19 protein-coding genes are annotated in these 22,157 nt (G+C 38.9%); all 19 read right to left on the reverse strand.

The window, feature by feature from the left end; all coding sequences use genetic code 11:
• Positions 1 to 38: 38 nt before the first annotated feature.
• The 19 genes from rfbB to PCY17_RS03725 all read right to left on the reverse strand — a co-directional run bounded on the left by rfbB (position 39) and on the right by PCY17_RS03725 (position 22,057).
• Entirely contained in the window at positions 39 to 1,085 is a 1,047-nt protein-coding gene (rfbB, locus tag PCY17_RS03635; protein WP_301391861.1) for a dTDP-glucose 4,6-dehydratase, read from the reverse strand.
• An 18-nt stretch (positions 1,086 to 1,103) separates the two neighbouring features.
• Positions 1,104 to 1,697: a dTDP-4-dehydrorhamnose 3,5-epimerase family protein gene (locus PCY17_RS03640; RefSeq protein WP_084944316.1), complete on the reverse strand. Its 594-nt coding sequence runs from the start codon at positions 1,695 to 1,697 to the stop codon at positions 1,104 to 1,106.
• Positions 1,698 to 2,567 (reverse strand): glucose-1-phosphate thymidylyltransferase RfbA, encoded by an 870-nt coding sequence (gene rfbA, locus PCY17_RS03645; protein ID WP_084944315.1) that lies wholly within the window; start codon positions 2,565 to 2,567, stop codon positions 1,698 to 1,700.
• Positions 2,568 to 2,638: 71 nt separating this feature from the next.
• Positions 2,639 to 3,691, reverse strand: a complete 1,053-nt coding sequence (locus tag PCY17_RS03650; protein WP_000878650.1) for a hypothetical protein — start codon at positions 3,689 to 3,691, stop codon at positions 2,639 to 2,641.
• 27 nt (positions 3,692 to 3,718) lie between these two features.
• A complete protein-coding gene (gene glf, locus PCY17_RS03655; protein WP_301391862.1) occupies positions 3,719 to 4,822 on the reverse strand; it encodes a UDP-galactopyranose mutase in 1,104 nt (367 codons plus the stop codon).
• Between the two features lie 9 nt (positions 4,823 to 4,831).
• A complete protein-coding gene (locus PCY17_RS03660) occupies positions 4,832 to 6,244 on the reverse strand; it encodes a flippase (protein WP_247942777.1) in 1,413 nt (470 codons plus the stop codon).
• Complete coding sequence (locus PCY17_RS03665; RefSeq protein ID WP_247942778.1) at positions 6,241 to 7,401, reverse strand: polysaccharide polymerase; 1,161 nt, start codon at positions 7,399 to 7,401, stop codon at positions 6,241 to 6,243. Before PCY17_RS03665 ends, PCY17_RS03660 begins: the two co-directional genes overlap by 4 nt.
• 37 nt (positions 7,402 to 7,438) lie before the next feature.
• Positions 7,439 to 8,407 (reverse strand): glycosyltransferase family 2 protein, encoded by a 969-nt coding sequence (locus PCY17_RS03670; protein ID WP_247942779.1) that lies wholly within the window; start codon positions 8,405 to 8,407, stop codon positions 7,439 to 7,441.
• Between the two features lie 33 nt (positions 8,408 to 8,440).
• Positions 8,441 to 9,442: a receptor polysaccharide phosphotransferase WefF gene (gene wefF / locus PCY17_RS03675; protein WP_033605614.1), complete on the reverse strand. Its 1,002-nt coding sequence runs from the start codon at positions 9,440 to 9,442 to the stop codon at positions 8,441 to 8,443.
• A 14-nt stretch (positions 9,443 to 9,456) separates the two neighbouring features.
• Complete coding sequence (locus tag PCY17_RS03680; protein ID WP_181187118.1) at positions 9,457 to 10,458, reverse strand: glycosyltransferase; 1,002 nt, start codon at positions 10,456 to 10,458, stop codon at positions 9,457 to 9,459.
• An 8-nt stretch (positions 10,459 to 10,466) separates the two neighbouring features.
• The gene (locus PCY17_RS03685; RefSeq protein WP_000822226.1) at positions 10,467 to 11,618 is read right to left on the reverse strand and encodes a glycosyltransferase family 4 protein; all 1,152 of its coding nucleotides are present in this window, start codon (positions 11,616 to 11,618) and stop codon (positions 10,467 to 10,469) included.
• Positions 11,619 to 11,621: 3 nt separating this feature from the next.
• Positions 11,622 to 12,794 (reverse strand): beta 1-4 rhamnosyltransferase Cps2T, encoded by a 1,173-nt coding sequence (cps2T, locus tag PCY17_RS03690; protein WP_247942781.1) that lies wholly within the window; start codon positions 12,792 to 12,794, stop codon positions 11,622 to 11,624.
• Between the two features lie 30 nt (positions 12,795 to 12,824).
• A complete protein-coding gene (locus tag PCY17_RS03695; protein WP_125825639.1) occupies positions 12,825 to 14,192 on the reverse strand; it encodes a sugar transferase in 1,368 nt (455 codons plus the stop codon).
• 22 nt (positions 14,193 to 14,214) lie between these two features.
• Positions 14,215 to 14,907 (reverse strand): tyrosine-protein kinase, encoded by a 693-nt coding sequence (locus PCY17_RS03700; protein ID WP_125825640.1) that lies wholly within the window; start codon positions 14,905 to 14,907, stop codon positions 14,215 to 14,217.
• 9 nt (positions 14,908 to 14,916) lie between these two features.
• A complete protein-coding gene (gene cpsC / locus PCY17_RS03705) occupies positions 14,917 to 15,609 on the reverse strand; it encodes a capsular polysaccharide biosynthesis protein (protein ID WP_247942783.1) in 693 nt (230 codons plus the stop codon).
• An 8-nt stretch (positions 15,610 to 15,617) separates the two neighbouring features.
• Complete coding sequence (gene cps4B / locus PCY17_RS03710) at positions 15,618 to 16,349, reverse strand: capsular polysaccharide biosynthesis protein Cps4B (protein WP_049479875.1); 732 nt, start codon at positions 16,347 to 16,349, stop codon at positions 15,618 to 15,620.
• A gap of 1 nt (position 16,350) precedes the next feature.
• Positions 16,351 to 17,796 carry an LCP family protein gene (locus tag PCY17_RS03715; protein ID WP_000091218.1) on the reverse strand — a complete coding sequence of 482 codons (1,446 nt, stop codon included), beginning with the start codon at positions 17,794 to 17,796 and terminating at the stop codon, positions 16,351 to 16,353.
• 185 nt (positions 17,797 to 17,981) lie between these two features.
• Positions 17,982 to 19,943 (reverse strand): peptide ABC transporter substrate-binding protein, encoded by a 1,962-nt coding sequence (locus PCY17_RS03720; RefSeq protein WP_301391863.1) that lies wholly within the window; start codon positions 19,941 to 19,943, stop codon positions 17,982 to 17,984.
• A 146-nt stretch (positions 19,944 to 20,089) separates the two neighbouring features.
• Positions 20,090 to 22,057, reverse strand: a complete 1,968-nt coding sequence (locus PCY17_RS03725) for a peptide ABC transporter substrate-binding protein (RefSeq protein ID WP_247942784.1) — start codon at positions 22,055 to 22,057, stop codon at positions 20,090 to 20,092.
• Between the last annotated feature and the right edge of the window lie 100 nt (positions 22,058 to 22,157).

The following is a 22,157-nucleotide window of genomic DNA, read 5'->3' on the forward strand; positions in this document are numbered from 1 at the left end:
GCAAGAGGCTTTAAATTCTCTTGCTTTTTAGTATCTGATTACTTAATTACTTGTTGTGTCTTAGCATAGTTAGCTTCGACTGCTTCTTTTTCAGATTTCCACCAGTCTTGGTTGTCTGTGTACCATTTGATGGTCTCTTTGAGGCCTGCTTCAAAGTTGGTAAACTCTGGCTTCCACCCTAGTTCATCACGAAGCTTGCTAGCGTCGATAGCATAGCGAAGGTCGTGACCAGCTCGGTCCGTCACATGGTCATAAGCATCAGCTGGTTGCCCCATTTCCTTGAGGATGAGTTCTAGGACTTCCATATTGTTCTTCTCACCATCCGCACCAATCAAGTAGGTTTCCCCGATTTGACCTTTGGTTAGAATCGTCCAAACACCTGATGAATGGTCATTGGTGTGAATCCAGTCACGGACATTCTTACCTTCACCATAGAGTTTTGGCTTGATACCACTCAAGATATTGGTGATCTGGCGCGGAATAAACTTCTCGATATGTTGGTAAGGACCATAGTTGTTTGAACAGTTAGAAATAGTCGCTTTAACACCAAATGAGCGCACCCAAGCTTTGACAATCAGGTCTGAAGCCGCCTTGGTTGATGAGTATGGCGAGCTGGGATTGTACTTGGTTTCAGCTGTAAACTTCTCACCTGGACCTTCTCCATGACCTGGTAAATCTTCACGCAGAGGCAGGTCCCCATAGACTTCGTCAGTTGACACATGGTGGAAACGAAGGTCGTATTTACGAGCAGCTTCCAAAAGAGTGTAAGTCCCAATGAAGTTGGTGTGGATAAATGGACTCGGGTCATTGAGCGAGTTATCATTGTGGCTTTCTGCCGCATAGTGAACGATGGCATCTGCTTCAGCTGCCAGCTTGTCTACCAAGACTGCATCAGCAATATCTCCAACAACCAACTCAACACGATCACCTAAAATTTCTTCAATATTGGCACGATTACCTGCATAAGTCAGCTTGTCCAATACTGTCACATGGACATCTGGGAAGTTGTTATAGACATAATGAACAAAGTTAGAACCGATAAAACCAGCCCCACCTGTCACGATGATATTTTTGTATTCAGTCATTTTTATTCCTTAACTTTTTTACAAATCTTCTTTTCTTAGTGGTTTGACATCCTTTAGCAGTGGATGATGTTTATCTGCTTCCGAAACTTCTGCTTCTGCTAGGTTTTCCCACTGGATGCCCAAAGTTGGGTCTGCATAGTTGACAAAAGCATATTTAGGCTTGAGTTCAAGTGCCCAGTAGTCATTGACCAGATAGCTATAAGAAACTGTATCCGAGAGGACTTGGAAACCATTGGCTACGCCGCGAGGAACAAAGATTCCCTTACTTGCATCAATCTCGGTCTGATAAACATTTCCAAAAGTCTCACCTTCACGTAGGTCAACCCAAGAACCCAGAACATTGCCACCATCTGCTACTGAGATGTACTTGTCCCAAGGTTCAGCATGGAGTCCTCGAAGAACATTTTTACGAGAAAAGCTGACGTTATTTTGCAGTTTTCCTTCAGCAAAGAAGCTTTCAGGAAAACCAAGCGGTAGCATCTTTTCTTTCTGAAAATTTTCCTTAAACCAGCCACGATTGTCTCCATGAACTGGAATGTCAAACTCTAACATACCTGGAATGGCATCAATCTTACGCACTGCAAGTGTTTTGCCGAAAAAATTATCTGTCATCTAGATTTCTCCAATCAAACGGAGCAGGTATTGTCCGTATTCATTCTTCTTAAGAGGTTGCGCCAATTCCAGTACATCTTCATGGCTGATATAACCCATTCGATAGGCAATTTCTTCCAGATTTGCAACCTGGAGATTTTGCATTCGTTGAACCGTTTCGATATATTGGGAAGCCTCTAACAAGCTCTCGTGTGTCCCAGTATCCAACCAGGCAAAACCACGTCCCATAACTTCAACTGACAAATCCCCACGCTTCAAATAAGCATTGTTAACATCTGTGATTTCCAACTCGCCACGAGCACTCGGTTTGATCTGTTTGGCAATCTCCACGACGTCATTGTCATAGAAATAAAGACCTGTTACTGCATAGTTAGAGCGAGGATTCTCCGGTTTTTCTTCTATAGAAATAGCATTCATGTCTGTATCAAACTCGACCACACCAAAACGCTCTGGATCCTTCACTTGGTAGCCAAAAACAGTCGCACCCTTCTCTTTCTTGGCTGCCTTTTGAAGCATTTTGCTCAAACCAGGCCCATGATAGATATTATCGCCTAAAATCAATGCAACACTATCGTCACCGATAAATTCTTCACCGATAAGAAAAGCCTGAGCAAGTCCATCGGGACTAGGCTGTTCCGCATAGGAAAGCTTGATCCCAAATTCGGAGCCATCCAAGAGCAGGTCCTTAAAACGGGGTAAATCCTGTGGTGTTGAGATGATCAAAATGTCCTTAATCCCAGCCAACATCAAGGTTGACAAAGGATAGTAAATCATGGGTTTATCATAAACCGGCATCAGCTGTTTTGACGCAGCTCGAGTAAGTGGGTACAGGCGCGTTCCCGAACCACCCGCAAGAATAATACCTTTCATAGTAGGTTTCCTTTCTGGCTAATTACCTATCCTATATTATATTTCATCTTGTCCCAAATTCCCTACGGAATTTACTTCAATTTGGATAATACAGCTTTTAAATAGGCTCCATCTCGAAGAGCAGCTCCAACTTTCCTAGCTTGTTCTGAAAGTTCCTTGTAGTCTTGAAGTGTCAAATCATCTAGTACTTTTTGGAGGTCGTGTAGAGAATCAACTGCTAGACCACACTCTTTATCCAGAACGAAATGCGCGAGGGCAGACTCTTTCCAAACCACTAGAGGAAAGCCCGAAGCCAAATAAAGAGAGGCCTTGTGCGAGTTGTTAAAGCGTAGATAGTTTCCGTAAGAACCTTGGCAGGTTTCTGAGCTGTCTCCGTCCCAGACCAAACCAAAACTACCTTCAAGAGCAGCTGGGAGGTCATCTGGCATAAAGGAACCAAAGTAGCTAGTGTTTTTCAATGCACGACTTTCATCATAGCCCACTCCATACAAGTTATAGGCTGGCTGGTCTGGCAAGTTATAAAGATAACCTGACTTTGCAGGGTTCAAATTTCCAGCTACGATAATAGGCTGGTCTTTTTGGAGATTTGATTTTTCAGCAAAGTTTGGAATCAGATAGTCAAAAATCTCCAAGCTAACCATTTTATCTGCTGGCACTCCTTGACCTACCAGAACTTTCTTCATGATATCGTTATGAACGATAATGCTATCCACTGACATCAAAGCTTTCTTTTCCTGGAAGTAATTGCGCACTTTATGACGAAATTTCACTTCTGAACCTGCTGCATGACGCAAGGTTTCAATATCATGGATCAACAGATAGAATCTTGCTCCTCTTTTTTGCGCCTGCTTAATGAGTTGTGAGATGAAAAATGTATGGTGGATAATAGGGAACTGAATCACCAATTCATCTCCGGCTCCCAACTGATCAAACACAGACTTGGTCGCACGATATTTGTGTTGTTGAGCTTTAAAGAAATTCATCTTATACCAATTCTCAACCTTGAGCTCCAACCCCTCATAACCCTCTGAGATTAGAATAGCTTCCACGTCATTTCGCGCCTTACTCCCTGCATTCTTTTCATGTGCATTATGCAGAAATGAATCCTTCAGATAATATTTCACCTTTTCTCCCCTTTATCCGTGATGTTTTTATATACTCCCGAGTTCTTTTTCTACCACATCCAATGCACGTTCAACAGTCACATGCATATCATAGTATTTATAATCTGCCAAGCGACCACAGAAGATAACGTGGCCATTTTTCTCAGCTTCTGCTAGGTACTGCTCATAAATAGCATTGTTTTTGGCATCATTGATTGGATAGTAAGGTTCATCTCCTCTTTTCCAATCTGCTGGATATTCTCGAGTAATAACCGTCTTGTCCTGAGTCCCAAACTCAAAATGTTTGTGTTCGATGATACGCGTATAAGGAATATCACGTTCAGTATAGTTGACTACAGCATTTCCTTGATAATTTTCTTGGTCCAGAATCTCATGCTCAAAACGGAGACTACGATACTCTAGTTCACCAAACTTGTAGTCAAAGAACTGATCAATCATCCCTGTGAAGACAATCTTAGTTGCTGAAGCCTCCAAGTTCTCACGATCAGCAAAGAAATCTGTATTGAGCTCTACTTCGATTCCTTCCAACAACTTTTCGATGATGACATTGTAACCACCAATTGGAATCCCTTGGTAACGGTCGTTGAAATAATTATTGTCATAAGTCAATCGAACTGGTAAACGCTTGATGATAAAGGGTGGTAGTTCAGTAGCAGAACGCCCCCATTGCTTTTCGGTGTAGCCCTTGATTAGCTTTTCATAGACATCCGTACCAATCAACTTAATGGCTTGTTCCTCTAAGTTTTTAGGCTCAACATCTTGCATGTGTGTCGTCTGCTCAGCAATCTTGTCCTTGACTTCTTGGGGTGTCTTTGTCCCCCACAAAGCATAGAAAGTATTCATGTTAAAAGGCAGATTGTAAAGATGTCCTTGATAGTTGGCAATAGGAGAATTGATGTAATTGTTAAACTCTGCAAACTGATTGACATAATCCCAGACCTCTTTATTGGATGTATGGAAGATGTGAGCTCCATACTTGTGGACATTGATTCCTTCAACAGATTGGCAATAGATATTCCCACCAATGTGTTCTCGTTTATCAATCACCTTCACCTTCTTGCCACGTTTGTTAGCTTCGTAGGCAAAGATTGCACCTGACAAGCCAGCACCAACGATAAGATAATCGTACATAAAATCTCCTTATTTCTTTAAAACACTTTTTAGTTCTTGAAAATCCAAGACACGTAAGACCAAAACCAAGCCACCGTAGACTAGGAAGCCAAGCAGAGAATAGATCAAGACATTCACAACAGACGAGAAGTGCATGAAAGCTTGTGCAGAATACAGGGCGCCGTACATCAGTAGTGCTGCTAGAAGTATTTTTAGCATAGATGGAAAGATCTTGACCTCTTTTAGATACGAACGTGTAAAGTAGAGTTGGATCAGCCAGACCAAACCTTCAGTCGCAACAGATACAATTGAAGCTCCAATATAACCCAGAGGCGGGATCAAGAGGAGATTCAAGCCCACACTAAAAACAGCTGGAATAGTTGTTGATAGCATAAATTCACGATTCTTATTGTGAGGAATCAAGATTTGAATTCCCATTATATTGGTCCAGCCAATAAAGAACATTCTAAAGACCATGATGGCAATCGCATAGCGAGCATCTTGGAAGTCTTGCCCTAGGAAAAAATTAACAAAATCTTTGTTAACAATCAAAATCCCCGCAATCATCGGGAAGATGACCAAGTTATACACTAAGAAAGACATTTCATGTAACTTGTTAACCGCCTTTTGATTGCCTAATGAGAGAAGATTGGAGACCCGAGGCAACATGACACTACCTAGGGACGTTACCAAGGTTAACAAAATATTCAATAATTTCAAGGCTTGATCATAGATTCCAACATCCTTAGTCGAAGACAAGGCACCTAGCATCGTGCGATCTAGCGTGATGTAGAGTGAAATGGCAATCTGTGGCAGAAACAAGAGAATGACTGGTTTGATATGCTCTTTGGCATAGGCTATATCCAGATGCGGCTTGCGAATGTGTTCCCGAGCAGGAAGCCACATACTCAACTGACCTAGTAGATCATAGGCAACCAAGAGGATGATATACAAGTACAAGTCGGATGGTTTCTTAACAAATAGGAATATAGAAACAACACCTAGAAGTTTGACCATTGTGTTACGAGCTGTGATTTTTTTGAAATCTTCTAACCCTTGAAAAAGCCAAGAAATATCAAAACCACGAGACAGCAAACTAAAGCCAAGTATATAGGCAATTGGATTGTTCATCGACGGTACAAGCAAGCAGACAATGATATACAGAGTAACCGCTAAACAGGTTGAAAGGACTTGTAAACTGTAAATACCCCAGAAGGTCTTTTCAACTTCCTTACGATGGCTAGAAATTTCCTTGGTCCCATAATTCGCTACTCCCAGCGTCGCTAGTAGGATAAAATAAGTCACGATAGAGTTATAGTATCCGTAAGATCCCAAATCATCCGAAGAGAAAACTCGGGTGATATAGGGAGTTGTAATCACTGGTAGGACGATGACAAGTAACTGATAGGACAGATTGTACAAGTAATTTTTTAAAACTCTCACACGGCTTCCCCCATCTCAGATTTTTCTCCTTCAAATTCCATCGCTGGGATGGTAGCAAAAAGAAGGAACATAAAAATATTGTATGATGGACGAACCCAGAAGGCCTCAAACATACAATTGACTGTTACTAAGGCCAGGCAGGTTAACAATAAATAGTTCTTCCTACGATAGAGAGTCCAAGACTGAACCATGTATAGGCATACCAACATAACAACTGGAATCAAACCGTAAGTAAATAACATTTGTACATAAGACGAATCTACATAGTCATAGTTCAAAACCGTTTCTGTCTTTCCTCCATATCCAACAAAGGAAATTCCACGAATTCCAAATAACTGTACGCCATATTTCTTAAGCGCTTCATGTCCCAAATACAATCGCATTCCGAAAAAGTTATTCAGAGAAACATATATTGGATGAGACCAACTAAACTTGTTGGATAGATAAATCATGACCGAAGAAGCGATACCAGCCGAAAAAGGCAGTAGGGAAAATAAACGCCATTCAGTCTTGTTACGATAATAAAAGTATAGAAAAATTCCTGTTGCTGCTAAGATGGAGCCTGCATTTAAACGGGCATCACAATAATAAATAATAAAGGCCGCCAAGGCTACACCTGATAGGGTTCTCAGGAAGATAAACTTCTTTCTAAGGAGATAGGAAAGGGCAGTAAAGAGATAGAAACAATGAGAAGCAAAGTCGGTTGGATAGATAAAACCAAAAGAGTTACGTACAACCACTCCCACGGGGCGAGTTTGAACAAACTGTAAATTAGGAATAACATTGACTAACGATAGTAAAATAATAAACACTATAAAAGATAAACTCGTCCAAGTATAAATTTTAAGTATCGACTCTAAATCTGCTTTATAAAGAAAAACAATCAACAGCAAAAACATTAAACCATTTAAGTTTCCTGCCTTATAATAAACCATACTTCCAACTAAAATGAGGGTAGGTGCAAATATTAAAAAACTCAAAGAATAGTTACGAATATATAAAAAACGCACAGCTAGTAACATGATTGCAAAGAAAGGAACAAAATTAGGTATACTAGGTAATACAGGTGCTAACATTGAAGTGTTTATCATATCTATAGAAATTATCACAAATAAAACTGCTGTCACGAGCAATTTATCACGTTCTATCTTTAACATTTTCTTTTTCCTTTTTTAATCTCTAACCTCTTTTATTTCATTGAGGCTTTTTTAATTTTTTAAATTGATAATACAGACCTGGAACCAATGATAACATAAGATAAATCGCCTTGTTTTTCAAGTTAATCCGCTTATTTTTCAAGATTCTTCTTAGATAAGGACGAATCCTTCTTTGAATGCGAACGATTTCCTCTTTGGAAGAATCTGAGATTAAGATGAAAATGTGGAGACTACCGATGAACAAACGGGCGATGACAGCATCATCAAGTTCTGTATTGGCAGAATAGTCCTTCTGGACAACTTCTGCCAAATGATCCATAGAATCATAAAAATCATAGTGCTTACTATTGAAGTTTGATAAGGTAATACTGTTTGGTCTACGATAATAATGATAGATACCTAAATCAATCACACAAACTGATTCCACTTCTTTCAAGTAGTCACTGATAACATATAAGTCTTCATAGATTTTCCCTTTTGGATAGGGGTATTTTTCTACGATATCTCTGGGAAAGAGTTTAGCCCAAGCAGAGATCGTGGCAATTGTACCATAAAGCATCTCTATTAAAGTTTCTTCAGAAGAAAGTAGGGTAGCTTTCGATAACAATTCGTCATTTAATTGATAGTTTTGGTAGGAATCATGTTCGTAAGTATCCTTACCTTTTCCTGCGACAATACGAGCACCTGTACGTTTTTGAAGTTCCACCAAAAGTTCAAGTGCACAAGGTTCAAAATAATCATCTGGATCTAGGAAAACAATCCATTCCCCTTTAGCTTTTGCGACACCATAGTTTCTAGCATCAGACAAGCCACCATTTTCTTTATGATAGGCCGATACCCAATCATACTCACTTGCATATTGATCGCATAGTTTCCGAGAATCATCCGTGGAACCATCATCAACTAAGATAACTTCAAAATCTTTATAGGTTTGATTGACCAAGCTTTCCATGGCATAATGAAGGTAGTCCTCTACATTATAAATAGGTACAATTACTGAAATCATATTTTCTTTTCTTTCTCTTACTCAGTTAGATATTTAAATCTCAAATGAACTTTTATCTGGGAAAAGTTGATTCATAGCTTTAATAAAGTCATCCATCACCTGATTTTCATTTTGGACATTAAAACCATCATTAATACACATAACCTTATATTTCCTAGAATTTAGAAGTTTCCAAAAATCTGGCCCAGCATTATCTAATGAAAAGAGACCGCCTAACTTAGGATTTCCAATTGCATATTGACCACTAGCAATCTGCCAATACTTAAAGAGCCAAACATTGGTATCAGATGGACTTCTAAAGCGACTAGCAGATGTTTTTTCTAAGACATCTTTTTCCTTTTCCCATACCAATTCCATTGTTGACTTTAAGAGTGGATGCGTTAAATGATTCTCCCAAAAACCACAAATAAATTTGCTGTGTCTATACAACAAAGATTTAGCAATACCTTTAACACCTTGTTTAATTGAGAAGAATTTGCCATTCTTTAAAATTTCCTCACGAGTAAAATGTGTTGTTATAATTCCCATATCATTCATTTGGAAATGGCCAGTGCCATATCTCTCCGTTGTAATAGGAGCTAAAGCCGTAACATACTTTGGTAAACCATCATCTGAAAAGAAATCTGTCGGTTCAACTGGAGCTGTGAGATAAACATCATCGTTAAAGAACACAAAGCACTCAGAAAGACCTGGAATCCGATGAATATTGCTTTCGATAGGATTGGCAGAAAAAACTGGTAGGTAGTCATTGCAGATAATCTCTGTATGATCTACCAAGACCAATTTATCGCTATTTAACTCTAACCAACTTGGCTTTTGATTGTCAGTCACAAGATAGACCTTATTGACCCAAGGGGCAAACTTTTCTACCCCTCTAAACCAGTATTTAAAGGTTCCCCATTCACGATAAGCCTTATCCGAATTCATGCCTTCCTTAGAGGTATTAATTGTTCCATCGTACTGTGCTTTCTTTTTTCTCCAAACAGGATCATTCCCATCAACCCATGCGACAACAAAATCAATTTTTTCTACCATTCAGTCTCTCCTATTTAAAAATCTAACAGTCTTTCCATCAATTTAATAGACGTATATTGCTCAAAATATAGGTTCTTCGCCTTCGCAACCTTTTGAAGCACCTCATCAACTGAAGGATCAAAATCTTCTATAATTTGTGCTAGTTTTTCAAAGTCACCTGACGGATAGAAAGTCACTAGCGATTCATTAACATAGTCTCGAACAGAAGGAATATCATTTACAATGATAGGAACTCCTAAAGACATTGCTTGAAGCATAACCATATGACCAGCGGATAAATCAATATCTTTTAACGATAGGACAAGGAAATCAGACTTAGCTAATACATCTCCAAAGGTTTCTACTACTACATCAGATAAAACTTGAATGTTTGAACCATGCGTAGGAACTCTCCATGGCTGAGTTGCAATCACACACGGCATTGAAAGATTTGAAGTCTCCACTGCCTTGACTAAAGTCTCATAATCTCGGTTACTACCTCCACCTGAAAAGATATACTTAGTTGGTAAAGAACCTTGATAAGTTAGTTGATTATCATAATCTAAGCCGTAATGAATAAATTTAAATTTCTCCTGAAATTCTGGAAAGAGTTCCGAATAATAATGAATTTCTTTTGAACCATAGACTATGATATTACTGATATTCTGGAAAGACTTTTTCACAAGTTGCTTTCGTAAATAATAATAGATTTTATTTTTCTTATTCTCAAACAAAAATCCTGCTAATGTAATTTCCTTGCCACTTTTATTTAAAATTCCTAAAAAGATACCTACAAGAGGATTTACACAAATAATTTTCTTGACATCATATTTTATGAATTTCCGAGCATAATCATAGGACATTTTCCACATTAAAAAATGATACAAAGCACTACCGATGTATTTGAAATTACGTACTCTTCTTATAAGTGGACTTTCATAGTTGGTATAAACTACTCGGCTTCCGCCATGAAGAGATTGATAATGCTCTTCATTCTTTTTTTGCAGCTCACTGTCTAAAATGATTAAATTTTCCATTATACCCCTTATTGTAAATTATCATAAAATTCCGAGAAGTTCTTGATGTAACTCTCCAAAGAAAACAGCTCTTTTTGTCTCTGATATCCTACTCGCCCAAATTTTTCTCTTTTTTCAGAACTATCTAGTAAGAGAGAAATGGCATTAGACAGTTCTTGAGGACGATTTGGTTTGACTAAGCAACCACTTTTGTCATCTACTACCATTTCAGCTATTCCCCCATTGTTATAACCAACAACTGGTTTTGAACAAGCCATGGCTTCTAGGACTACTGTAGGTAGGGAATCAGGTTTTATACTTGGTAAGACAAAGATATCAAACATATTATAAAGTTCAGAAGTCTTATCGTAGTAATCAATACGTTGAATTTGTGACACAACAGATGAAGAAGCTATTCTATTATCTAGTTCTTCTAAGCGCCATTCTTCACCAGGAAAAACACCTCCAGCTAGGAAAGCCACCGCTTTCTCATTCTTTTCCAAAAGTGGCTCGACTGCTTCTATGAAATCATTTTGCCCTTTGATAGCATTGACCCGACCAATCATGCCAATCACAAGTGCATCTTGCGCAATGTCAAATTTTTCACGAATAGAAGACGCATCCATTGGATAATAGACAGCATTATCCACACCGTTATAAATCACTTTCACTTGGCTATCTTTGATAAATGGAGACTGCTTGATATGATTGGCAACCGCTTGAGACACCGTCACAATCTTGTCTGCATATCGTCCCATAAGCATATTGATAAAGTCAGAAATAGCTTTGGGTTTGACGATAATCTCATGAACATGCCAAATCAAAGGTAGCTTGAGCTTGCGTTTCAAATAGATGCCCTCCAAAACAGCCGCTGTATTATTGTGAACCATATCTATATTGTGTTCTCGAGCATAGAGGGCGATTTGCTTAGCATAGAAATTATAAGAGCGAATATAGTCGGCAATGCCTTTGGGATTAAAATACTTTCTTCGTAAAATCGGATAATCCAACACACTGACCTGAGCCCCAACTTGACGCAAGGCCTCGACTAAAACACCATCATTTGGCAGGATGACGTGAGCTTCAAATTCTTTGGAATCCAATCCTTTGATCAATTCCAATAAAACCTTATCTGCTCCATACATTTCTGCACCAGCATGCAAGTATAAAATCCGTTTCATTCCCTATCCTTTAAACACTTCTTCATAATCTGACACAATCTTTTCCCATGTGAAAGCTGAGAGGATTCTTTGGCTTGACTTGAAATCCAAGTCAGTTATTGCTGCCTGATCAAATCCTTCTACTTCCTCAATGACACGTGCCAACTCATCTTTTTTCCAATAAATGGCCCCGTCTTCACCAACCTCACGGTTAAAGCCAACATCTAGCAACAAATTCAGTTTTGTGGATGCTAGGGCTTCCAGTAGAGAAGGGTTGGTTCCTCCAACCTCATGCCCATGGAAATAGGCAAAGGCGTTTTCACGGATGTACTTGAGCAACTCTTGGTCATAGACAGTCCCAACAAATTTAACCCTAGGATCTTTGTCAAAACCAGTATCCTGTAACAACTGATCGTAAAATTTATTCTGCTCCACATTTGTGATGAGGACAAAGTCCTTCTTGGACTTGGACTTGATAAATTCACGAATCATGGCTTCGTAGTTATTTTCAGGAACAAATCGTCCCACTACTAGATAATAGCCATTTTCGCTAACTTCTTTTTCCTTATACCAATCTCGAACTTTGGCATCTTCTGCTTTCAGGATTGAAGGAATAGTATCCGTTCCATAGGCAATATAGGTGGTCTTTGGTTGGTACTGCTTATAATCCTCTTGGATATATTGTTCGATATTTTTGCTATCACATACCAGTAAATCAGCATGCTTGACCATGAGTTGCTCTGAGAATTTCCAGTACTTACGAACTGGCAGGCTCCATTTTGCTCGTAGCCATTCATGGCCATCTGGATTTACTAGCAAAGAGCCACCAATGGCACGAATTTTTTTCTTAAGTCCAGAAATAAAAGGACCGATGCGACAAGCTAGAATATAAAAAATGGGAGCCTCGTCCTTGTTTTCCTTAGCCAATTCAATAGCCTTGTTGATCGCTGCGATATCGTAAGCAATAGCACGAGCTGGTCCGATATTGGGTACATCGATGTTGAAGCAAATGGCTCCATTGTGCTCAAACTGATCTTCCGTAATACCAGACTTGGCTGAATTTTCACGCATACAAGCAACATAGTATTGTATGTTGCTGTCTTTTTGATATTCGGTTAATTTTTCAACAAAGGTTTCAAATCCCCCATACTTAGCAGGAATCCCCTTTGAACCAATAATATAAACTGACTGTTTCATTTCTCTCCTAACAAGACTGAAGGGCAGAAATTACTTCGCCCCTTCCCTCATAAAGACCACTTTAACGGTCTTTAACAATATTTCAATATCTTTCCAGATTGTCCAGTCATCAATGTAAGCTACATCTAATTTGACAACTTCATCGAAATTTTTGATTTCACTTCGTCCACTAACCTGCCATAAACCAGTAATCCCAGGATTAAAACTGAGACGACGTTTCTGTTCTGGCGTATACTTTTCATACTCATCAATAGTTGGAGGACGAGTCCCTACTAAACTCATATCCCCAATTAGTACATTCCAAAACTGTGGCAACTCATCCAAACTTGTCTTACGAATGAAGCGTCCAATTGGTGTAACACGTGGGTCATTATCCATTTTGAACATCCCGCCCTGCATCGTATTCTGATTCATCAGCTGTTGTTTAATCTCTTCCGCATCTACACGCATAGAACGAAACTTATAAAAAGTAAAGCGACGGCCATTTTTCCCAATACGCGTTTGAGAAAAAATGGCCGGCCCACCGTCTCTTCGAATCAGTGGTACCAATACTAAACTAACTACAGCAAACAGAACAAGTCCAACAATAGCTCCGCAAATATCTACAATTCGTTTGGCAACTACATGACTAGGCTTGTAAAATTTTGTTGAAAAGGTTACAACATTCAAACCTGCCATTTCACGAATTTTCTTATCACTACCCAAATAGTCGTTAAAAGCATTTAGGTTGACTGTCACATCTATTCCCATTGTTTCAAAAAGAGAGATATAATCTTCAATATTATACTCCTCACTAGGCAGATTGATAAAAACTTCATCAACAACTTCATGAGTTGCAAAATTTAAAACATCTTCAACTGGTACTACTTTTAAGTGCTCATGTTGAAAATTAGGCTGATCTAAGACACTAACAGCTTCCAATTCCCATAGAAAATCACTTGATTCTAACAGTTTGTCTATTACCTTCTCTACTCTAGACGTAGCCGTAATCAAGAAAACTTTTTTTCTCCCTTTAAAATTTGGTAATAGAAGTTTCCAATAGCGTTTAATACATAGATTCAATAGATATAGTAACACGGAATGCATTGTTAAAAAGTAGATCATTCCTCGTCTTGAAATACTAAAGCGTTCCTTCAAGAAAAAATTAGAAATACTTATTGCCAATGCAAAGAAAATAATATACTTCGCTATTCTGATAAACTCAGCCAAGTACCCTCTTTTGAAAAAATCTTGTCCATAATCACTAATATAAAAGACAAAATAATGGAGAATGTATAGGATAACCATTGAAGTGTATACAATCTCTGTTTCTTTAACAAAACTGAGTAAATAAGCTAAAATAATGACAAGAAAACTCTGGAATACTGCCAAAGAAATCTTCAATCCCTTTTCTTCCATAATATCTTCCCTAGGCTATTTATTATTTTTTGCCATAATTCCCATAGTTTCCATATGCTCCATAGGAGCCATATTTTTCGACTGAAGTATTAAATTTATTTAGAACTACTCCTAGAAATGGTTTACTTGTTTGTTCGAGTTGTTCTTTAGCTTTTTGGACATCGCGGCGATTTGTTTCACCAGCCGCAGTCACCAAAACAGAAGCATCACATTTCTGTGTAATGATTGCAGCATCAATAACAACTCCTATCGGTGCGGTATCAACAATGATATAATCAAAGTATTTATGCAGAGTATCAATCATAGTTGCAAAATTTTCACTTTGTAGCAAAGCTGTAGGGTTTGGGGATACAGAACCTGCCTGGATAACAAATAAATTTTCAACATTTGTTTCGCATAAACCTTGCGATAAGTCTGTTGTCCCTGATAAATATTCTGTTAACCCTGTAATCTTTTCACGTGATTTAAAAACACCCGACATGACAGAATTACGGATATCCGCATCGATTAACAGTGTCTTATATCCCGCACGCGCGAAAGCCCAAGCAATATTAGTAGAAGTTGTTGATTTTCCTTCCCCAGGCTTTACAGATGTAATTGCAATTACTTTTAAATTATTCCCACTCAGTTGAATATTGGTGCGAAGCGCATTGTAGTACTCTTCAGCTTTTCTTGCCTGATCCAATTTTTTGTGTACAATTTCTAACGTTGGCATTTCTCTCTCCTATCTCAATTTATCCAAGTTTGGAACAACTCCCAAGAGTGCAATTTGCATCACGTCCTCAACATCTTCTGGGCGTTTCACTCGTGTATCCAAGAGTTCAACAAGGAGAACAGTGACAACCATCGCAACTGCTCCCACAAGGAATCCAACCATTGTATTACGACGAATATTTGGAGACGATGGCGATGTTGCAGGACGTGCTTCTTCAAGTGTCGTCACATCTGAAACTCGCGTTACACTGATGATTTTTTGAGCAGCAACCTCTCTCAAAGAGTTGGCAATCCGACTTGCTTCTTCCGGTACGCGATCAGTAACAGAGATAGAGACAATACGTGTATCAACAGGAACTGTCACTTTAATTTTACTAGCAAGACCTTTTGGAGGGAGTTCTAATTTCAAATCAGTCGCAACCTTCTCTAAAACGTCTTGCGAGAGAATGATTTCACGATAGTCTTTTACCAGGTAAGATCCTGCTTGCAAGTCTTGGTTAGTCAAGCCAGGCTTATCTCCCTGATTACGATTGACCACATAAATTCGGGTCGTACTCGTAAACTCCGGCTTCACAATAAAACTACTGTAGGCAAATGATACTGTCCCTGTCACGAATGCCACCAAAGCAATTAAAAATTTTCGTTTCCAAAGGATTTTAAGCAAGTGAAATACATCGATTTCCATCATATTTTGTTCTTTCATTTTTTCTCCTAAATCAATTGATCCATTATTATTTTTCGGGGATTATCCTTAAAAAGTTCCTTAGCCTTATCTTCACTGTATTTTTTTGCAATGATATCATAGGCTTCCTCCATATGAGGAGGTCTACCATCTAAGTTGTGCATATCACTTGCTATCACGTGAACCAGATCTCGTTCCAAGAAATACTGGGCTCTCTTTTTCATAAATTTATAGGTTTCTCCAAAGAGTTTTGGTTTCAAAACATGAGAACTATTAACCTGAGTATAACATCCCATATCAATCAGTTCTCGCACGCGCTTTTCATTGTTTTCTAAAGCATCGTAACGTTCAATGTGGGCAATGACGGGTGTAATGCCTAACATTAGAATATCACTCAATCCCTTATGCATATCTCGATAGGCTGTATTCATACTAAATTCAATTAAAGCATAGCGACTATCGTTAAGGGTTGGGATTAATTTCTTTTCTAACTTCTCAACAACATCCGGCGTATAGTAAATTTCTGCCCCATAGGCAATGATTAAGTCATCCGCAACTTCCTTAGCCATTTCTCGCACCTTCAGAAAGTTGGTTGCGATTTTTTCTTCAGGAGTTTCGAACATCCCTTTTCGTCTATGCGAAGTGGAAACAATTGTTCTCACTCCTTGACTATAGGCCTCTCTAAGTAGTTTTTTACTCTCCTCTATTGACTTTGGACCATCATCCACATCAAAAACGATGTGCGAATGGATATCTATCATGCTACTTGCCCTCCATCACATCATTGATAGCAGCTTTAGCAGCAGCTAAACTGCTATCGTCAATTTCCATCATGTAGAGGTTACTATCTGGCATAGCATAGGATGGAAGATCTGTTCTACCCGTTCCTTTCAAGTCTTGAGAATTAACCTTATACTTACCACCACTATCCAGCTGGGTATTGACCAAATCCATCATGGTTTCTAGCGGCATATTGGTTTGCAAAGAGTCTTGTAATCCTTTGATGATGTTATCGTAGTTTTTTAAAGCCTCAGTTGACGTCAACTTCTGAATAATAGCAACAATGACCTTTTGCTGGTTCCGACCACGATCACGGTCTCCATCTGCTAAAGAGTAGCGTTCGCGGACAAAGCCAAGGGCCTGTTCCGAATCTAGATGAACATTTCCTACAGGAAAATGGTACTTACCATGCAAAGAAGTGAAATCCTGATCATTATAGACATCAACGCCACCTAAAAGGTCAATCAATTTCAAGAAAGAAGTGAAGTTCAAACGAACATAGTAATTGATATCAACCCCGTATAGGTTTTCCAAAGTATGAATTGACGAGTCCACTCCATAGATTCCAGCGTGGGTCAATTTATCCTTTTGATTGTTTCCTCCATCCGCAATCGGAACATAGGAATCTCGAGGCGTTGTAGTCAGAAGAATTTTCTTGGTATCTCGATTCACAGTCATTAGAATATTCACATCAGAACGAGATACTGAACTAATCGGTCCGTAGGTATCAATTCCACTGACATAAATATTAAACGTCTGATTTTTAGATACCTTTGGTGCCGCAACATCCTTGGTTAGTTTTTTTGTATAGATTTTCTTAATTTTCGAAGCATAATCTGGATACTCTGCTTCGATGATGTTTTCAAAAACACTATTTAAGACAATTGCTTTCGTTTCGCCAGAAAGCAGACTCTTATAAGCTGCTAGATAAGAAGTACTCTGTTCAACTGTCAAGTCTTTACTCTGTGTCGTCTTAATATCCGCCACCAACTTTTGGATATTATCATTATCTGTTTCAGTCGGACCTGTTACACTATCCAACTGGGTCACATTATTGATTTCACTATCTTTCAAAACGACCACACTCATCGAATACTCTGAATAGTTTGATGTCGCATTGATGTGATTGGTCAACCCTACAAACTGATGAAGTGCAAAGAGTGAGACAGAACTGACTAGTACAGCAAGCGTCAAAAAGAAAACCGTGAATTTCTCGGCTTTTTTATAAACTATCAGTAGGGTTGCAATTACAATAGAAATTAGAATTAAAATCGTAGCCAGAATATTGAGATATCTAAAGGCCAGGATATTATGTTTAAAAATCAAGAACAACAAAAAACCACTCAATAAAAAATAAATGGCTAATAAGAATATATTAATATTTCGCTTCGCATTCCCTAAACGAGCTCTCTTTGAGCGTCTACTCATAATAATCTCCTAAACCTTTATAATTAAAACCATTATATCATAAACCAACAATAAATGCCATTCATTCATTATAATTAAGCGTTTTTATTTATACCTTTTTCCCAAAAAAAATTTAGGTCATTTACTCGTTTTTAGTTTAATGGATACAAAAACAAGGCTCCTGAATAGGAAACCTTGTTCTCATCTTATTTTACGTGGTTTTCAAACTCTTTTTGGCTCTTTTCGATAGCTTTTTTACTTTCTTCTTCCCACTTAGCCTTGGCTTCATCAAATTGTTTCTTGGTAACAGGGTCTTTTTGTAATCTCATGTACTTATAATTATTTCCGTCACCCTTGATTCCCACTAGGGAGTAGGCACGTGTAAAGGGAGTTACTTTAGTTACAGAGGCTGTGCCACCATTTGACATAGCAGACATGACTAGAGAATTGTCAATCATCCAAGCTTGCGCTTCAGCGTATTTTTCATAACGCTTAGCGACATCTTTGTTCTCAGCATCTGCTTCTTTCAGGAGTTGTGTATAGGTATCGAGCCCCAAACTCTTAATGAGCTCTTGGTCTTCTTTGGCATCAAGACCAAAAATCTTGAGATAGAAGCCAGTTTCAGCATTGAAGGGATCTAGATAAGTTGATGGATCCTGGTAATCACCAACCCAACCATCAAAGTTTAGGTCGTAGTCACGAGCTGCTGGATTTGGTGCTAGGAAGGCAACATTTCCAAAGTCATCTGTAGAAAGCTGTTGAACATCAATGACGATATTGTCAGAACCTAGTACTGTTTCAAGGGTTTGTTTAACCGAATTCATACCAGAGACCGCATTTTTATTTGTCTGATCAACAGGGACATCCAAATGGATTGGGAAAGCCACGCCTTGGGCTTCCAATTCCTTTTTAGCTTCCGCAAATTTTGCTTGGGCCTTTTCCTTATTGAAGTAAGCATCTTGAGCGTCTGCTAAATTGATGCCTGACCACTCAGTTCCGTAGTTCACAAGCTTAGAAGCTGTTACTTCTCCAAAGGTCTTGTCTCCCACCTGGACAAATGTTGGGGGAACCAGAGTATTACGAAGGGTTTTGCTCGCTGCTTCTTCACCGTTAGATTGAGCAGAGTAGGCTGTTCGATCAATTCCAAAGTTGATAGCCTGACGGAATTTTTTATTTAAGATAGCTGTTTGAGCTGATTTCTTTTGTTCGTCCGTTGTTTTAGCGGTATGATTATAGGTTTTGCGGTTGACGTTAAAGTTAAAGTACCAAGATGTCTTGTCTTGTAAGTTATAGACGATATTGTCTTGGTATTTTTCTTTTGTCTTAGCATAGTTCGAACTATTTGGATAGACTCCTGCAATCGAGTAAGCACCACTTTCAAAGTTTCGAATGGTCATCTCCTGATCTGACCCATCAAAGTAAGCTAACTTAACTTTTTCAATGGTCACTTTATCATGGTCATAATAGTGTGGATTCTTCACATATTCGATTGAAGATTTTGATGTGAAATCTTTTAACAGATATGGACCATTATAAAGGATACTGTCTGGTGTCAAGGTACCAAAATCTTTATCCTTTGATTTCAAGAACTCTTCGTTGACTGGGAAAAGAATACTATTGGTTGTCTTTGAATTCCAATACGGTTCTGGTCGAGTCAAAGTGTACTCGACTGTGTAATCATCCAAGGCTTTGACACCGACAGTTGAAAAGTCATTGGTCACACCCGTCACATAGTCATTCAATCCCTTTATTGAATTTTGAATCAGATCCATGGCTTGCCCCTTATTGTCCGCGGCATATTTGATCCCAGTGACAAAATCCTGAGCTTTGACTGAAGCGTATTCCTCACCATCAGCCGTATACCACTTGGCATCTTTTCTAAGCTTGTAGGTATAGGTCAAACCATCTGATGAAACAGACCAATCCTCCGCAAGAGCAGGTACGAGGTTCCCATAGCTGTCATTCTCTAACAAACCATCTACGAGATTGGTAATAACAGCAGTGTTATCTGCATAATAATCTAGAAGATAGTTAAAAGTTGTTGGATTCGCACTAAATGTTGATGAATAAGTGCTAGTATCTGTGTTGGACTGTCCACATGCCGAGAGCAAAATCCCTGTCGCTAAGACAAGACCTGTCCCGATTAGTCTTTTTTTCAGTTTGATCATCATTCACTCCTTTATGTCAGTTTTTATAACATAACCACATTTTATCAAATTTATTCAAAAATGTAAAGTTACTGCCTTTATGATAACTGGTGTCTAAAACAAAAAAGGGAGCACAGTTTCCTGCAACTTCCTTTTCTATTTATAGATTACTTGACGTGTTTTTCAAGTTCTTTTTGGTATTTGGCATTTGTCTCGATTTTTTCTTGTTGCCATTTCTTGAAGGCTTCTTCGTATTCTTTTGCAGTCACAACGTCATTTTGCAACTCCAATCCTTTGAATACAAATGGGTCTCCCTTGATTCCGACTTGAGAGTAAGCTTTTGTAAATGGTACAGTACGGCTAACCGTTGGAGAACCACCTGAAGAAGCAACTGGGATTAAGAGCGAGCTGTCTGACACCCAAGCTTGAGCTTTAGCATATTTTTCATAACGCTTATTAAGGTCGCTGGTTTCAGCTGCAGCGTCATCCAAGAGTTTCTTGTATTCGTCCAGTCCAACTTGAGCCATCACTTCTGGATCTCCTCCGCGCTTGATCCCCAAGTGTTTAAGGGCAGAACCCTTCTTAGCATCAAGGATGTTGAGGTAGGTAGCTGGGTCTTGATAGTCTGGTCCCCAACCAGTTCCGTTCAAGTCATAGTCTTTTTGGGATGGAACCTTGGCTTGAGATGTAATGCTCAATTTCTCATTATCGGTCATTTGAAGGACATCGACAATGACATTTTCAGTACCAAGTGATGATTCGATAGACTGCTTGAGTGAGTTGGTTTGTTGAACCGCGATTACATCTGTTTGTTCAACGGGGATATCCAAATGGATTGGGAAGGTAACACCCTTGGCTTGCAATTCTTCCTTGGCTTTAGCAAAGGCTGCCTTAGCTTTTTCAGGACTGTAAATCGTATCCTTGCCATCTGTAAGGGCTACATCTTTCCACTGGTCTCCATATGAAACGAGCTCTGCCTGTGCCAACTCTCCAAAGGTTTTTTCACCCACTTGAACGTAGTCATGAGGCACTAGGCTGTTACGGATAATCTTGTTCGCACCTTCTTCACCATTCAACTGAGCAGTATAAGAATGACGGTCAAGAGCAAAGTTCAGCGCCTGACGGAAGTTCTTGTTGAGAAGAGCTTCTTTCGTTGAAGTTTTTTGAGCCTCGTCTGTTTTGGCTGTTTTATTGTAAGACTGACGGTTTACATTAACAGTGAGGTAGTAGCTAGTCGCTTCTTGTGGACTGTAAACAATCTTATCGCCGTACTCTTGTTTAGTTGACTCAAAATTTGAACTTGTCGGGAAGAGACGAGCTGTTGTATAAGCTCCTTGTGTAAAGCTACGAATCAAAGATTCTTGGTCTGATCCATCGTAGAAAGTTAGTTTAATATTGTCAATCTTGACATTATCCTTATCCCAGTAGTTTGGATTCTTTTCATATTCAATGACTGATTTTGAAGTCAATGATTTCAAGAAATAAGGACCATTATATAGGATACCTGATGGGGTTGGTGCACCGTAGTCGCTCCCTTTAGAATTCAAAAATTCTTCATTAACTGGGAGCATGGTTGCAGTTGTGACCTTAGAGTTCCAGAAACTTTCTGGTTTGTTGAGCGTGTATTCTACCGTGTAATCATCAACAGCCTTAACTCCTACGGTAGAGAAATCATTGCTCTCACCACTAACATACTCTGCCAAACCTTTGATAGAATCCTGAATCAAAGAAAGACCATCTGATTTTCCGTCAGCGGCATGTTTAAGCCCAGTAACAAAGTCTTTAGCTTTAACTTCAGCGTATTCTTCTCCATCAGAAGTATACCATTTTACACCCTTACGAAGTTTGTAGGTGTAAGTCAAGCCATCCTTTGAAACAGACCAATCTTCTGCAAGTGATGGAATTAAGTTCCCATACTTGTCATTTTCCAAAAGACCATCAACAACGTTTGCTATAACGTCAGAAGTTGAGCTCTTGCTCGTCACACTATAGTCCAAAGAAGATGGATCCATAGCGTAGACATAAGAGAATGTCTTGGGAGCATCCACTTTCTTTTCACTTTGCCCACAAGCAGTTAACAGTAGGGCTGCACTCAAAACAGCACCTGCTCCTAAGAGCCACTTTTTCGATTTCATAAGTAATCTCCTTAAAGATAGTGTTTTCACCATTATACCCTATTTTTTCATAAAAGCAAGGACTTTCGCCAGATTTTTTAGAAAATTCTAACAAATATTT

This window comes from Streptococcus sp. SO2 (assembly GCF_030440025.1).

Excerpts from the sequence above, each read along its gene's own strand:
- PCY17_RS03670 (WP_247942779.1), bottom strand. The coding sequence starts at position 8,407 with ATGATTTCAGTAATTGTACCTATTTATAATGTAGAGGACTACCTTCAT.
- PCY17_RS03640 (WP_084944316.1), bottom strand. The coding sequence starts at position 1,697 with ATGACAGATAATTTTTTCGGCAAAACACTTGCAGTGCGTAAGATTGAT.
- rfbB (WP_301391861.1), bottom strand. The coding sequence starts at position 1,085 with ATGACTGAATACAAAAATATCATCGTGACAGGTGGGGCTGGTTTTATC.
- rfbA (WP_084944315.1), bottom strand. The coding sequence starts at position 2,567 with ATGAAAGGTATTATTCTTGCGGGTGGTTCGGGAACGCGCCTGTACCCA.
- cps2T (WP_247942781.1), bottom strand. The coding sequence starts at position 12,794 with ATGAAACAGTCAGTTTATATTATTGGTTCAAAGGGGATTCCTGCTAAG.
- PCY17_RS03725 (WP_247942784.1), bottom strand. The coding sequence starts at position 22,057 with ATGAAATCGAAAAAGTGGCTCTTAGGAGCAGGTGCTGTTTTGAGTGCA.
- PCY17_RS03685 (WP_000822226.1), bottom strand. The coding sequence starts at position 11,618 with ATGAAACGGATTTTATACTTGCATGCTGGTGCAGAAATGTATGGAGCA.
- PCY17_RS03665 (WP_247942778.1), bottom strand. The coding sequence starts at position 7,401 with ATGTTAAAGATAGAACGTGATAAATTGCTCGTGACAGCAGTTTTATTT.
- PCY17_RS03715 (WP_000091218.1), bottom strand. The coding sequence starts at position 17,796 with ATGAGTAGACGCTCAAAGAGAGCTCGTTTAGGGAATGCGAAGCGAAAT.
- PCY17_RS03695 (WP_125825639.1), bottom strand. The coding sequence starts at position 14,192 with ATGGAAGAAAAGGGATTGAAGATTTCTTTGGCAGTATTCCAGAGTTTT.
- PCY17_RS03720 (WP_301391863.1), bottom strand. The coding sequence starts at position 19,943 with ATGATCAAACTGAAAAAAAGACTAATCGGGACAGGTCTTGTCTTAGCG.
- PCY17_RS03680 (WP_181187118.1), bottom strand. The coding sequence starts at position 10,458 with ATGGAAAATTTAATCATTTTAGACAGTGAGCTGCAAAAAAAGAATGAA.
- cps4B (WP_049479875.1), bottom strand. The coding sequence starts at position 16,349 with ATGATAGATATCCATTCGCACATCGTTTTTGATGTGGATGATGGTCCA.
- wefF (WP_033605614.1), bottom strand. The coding sequence starts at position 9,442 with ATGGTAGAAAAAATTGATTTTGTTGTCGCATGGGTTGATGGGAATGAT.
- cpsC (WP_247942783.1), bottom strand. The coding sequence starts at position 15,609 with ATGAAAGAACAAAATATGATGGAAATCGATGTATTTCACTTGCTTAAA.
- PCY17_RS03700 (WP_125825640.1), bottom strand. The coding sequence starts at position 14,907 with ATGCCAACGTTAGAAATTGTACACAAAAAATTGGATCAGGCAAGAAAA.
- glf (WP_301391862.1), bottom strand. The coding sequence starts at position 4,822 with ATGTACGATTATCTTATCGTTGGTGCTGGCTTGTCAGGTGCAATCTTT.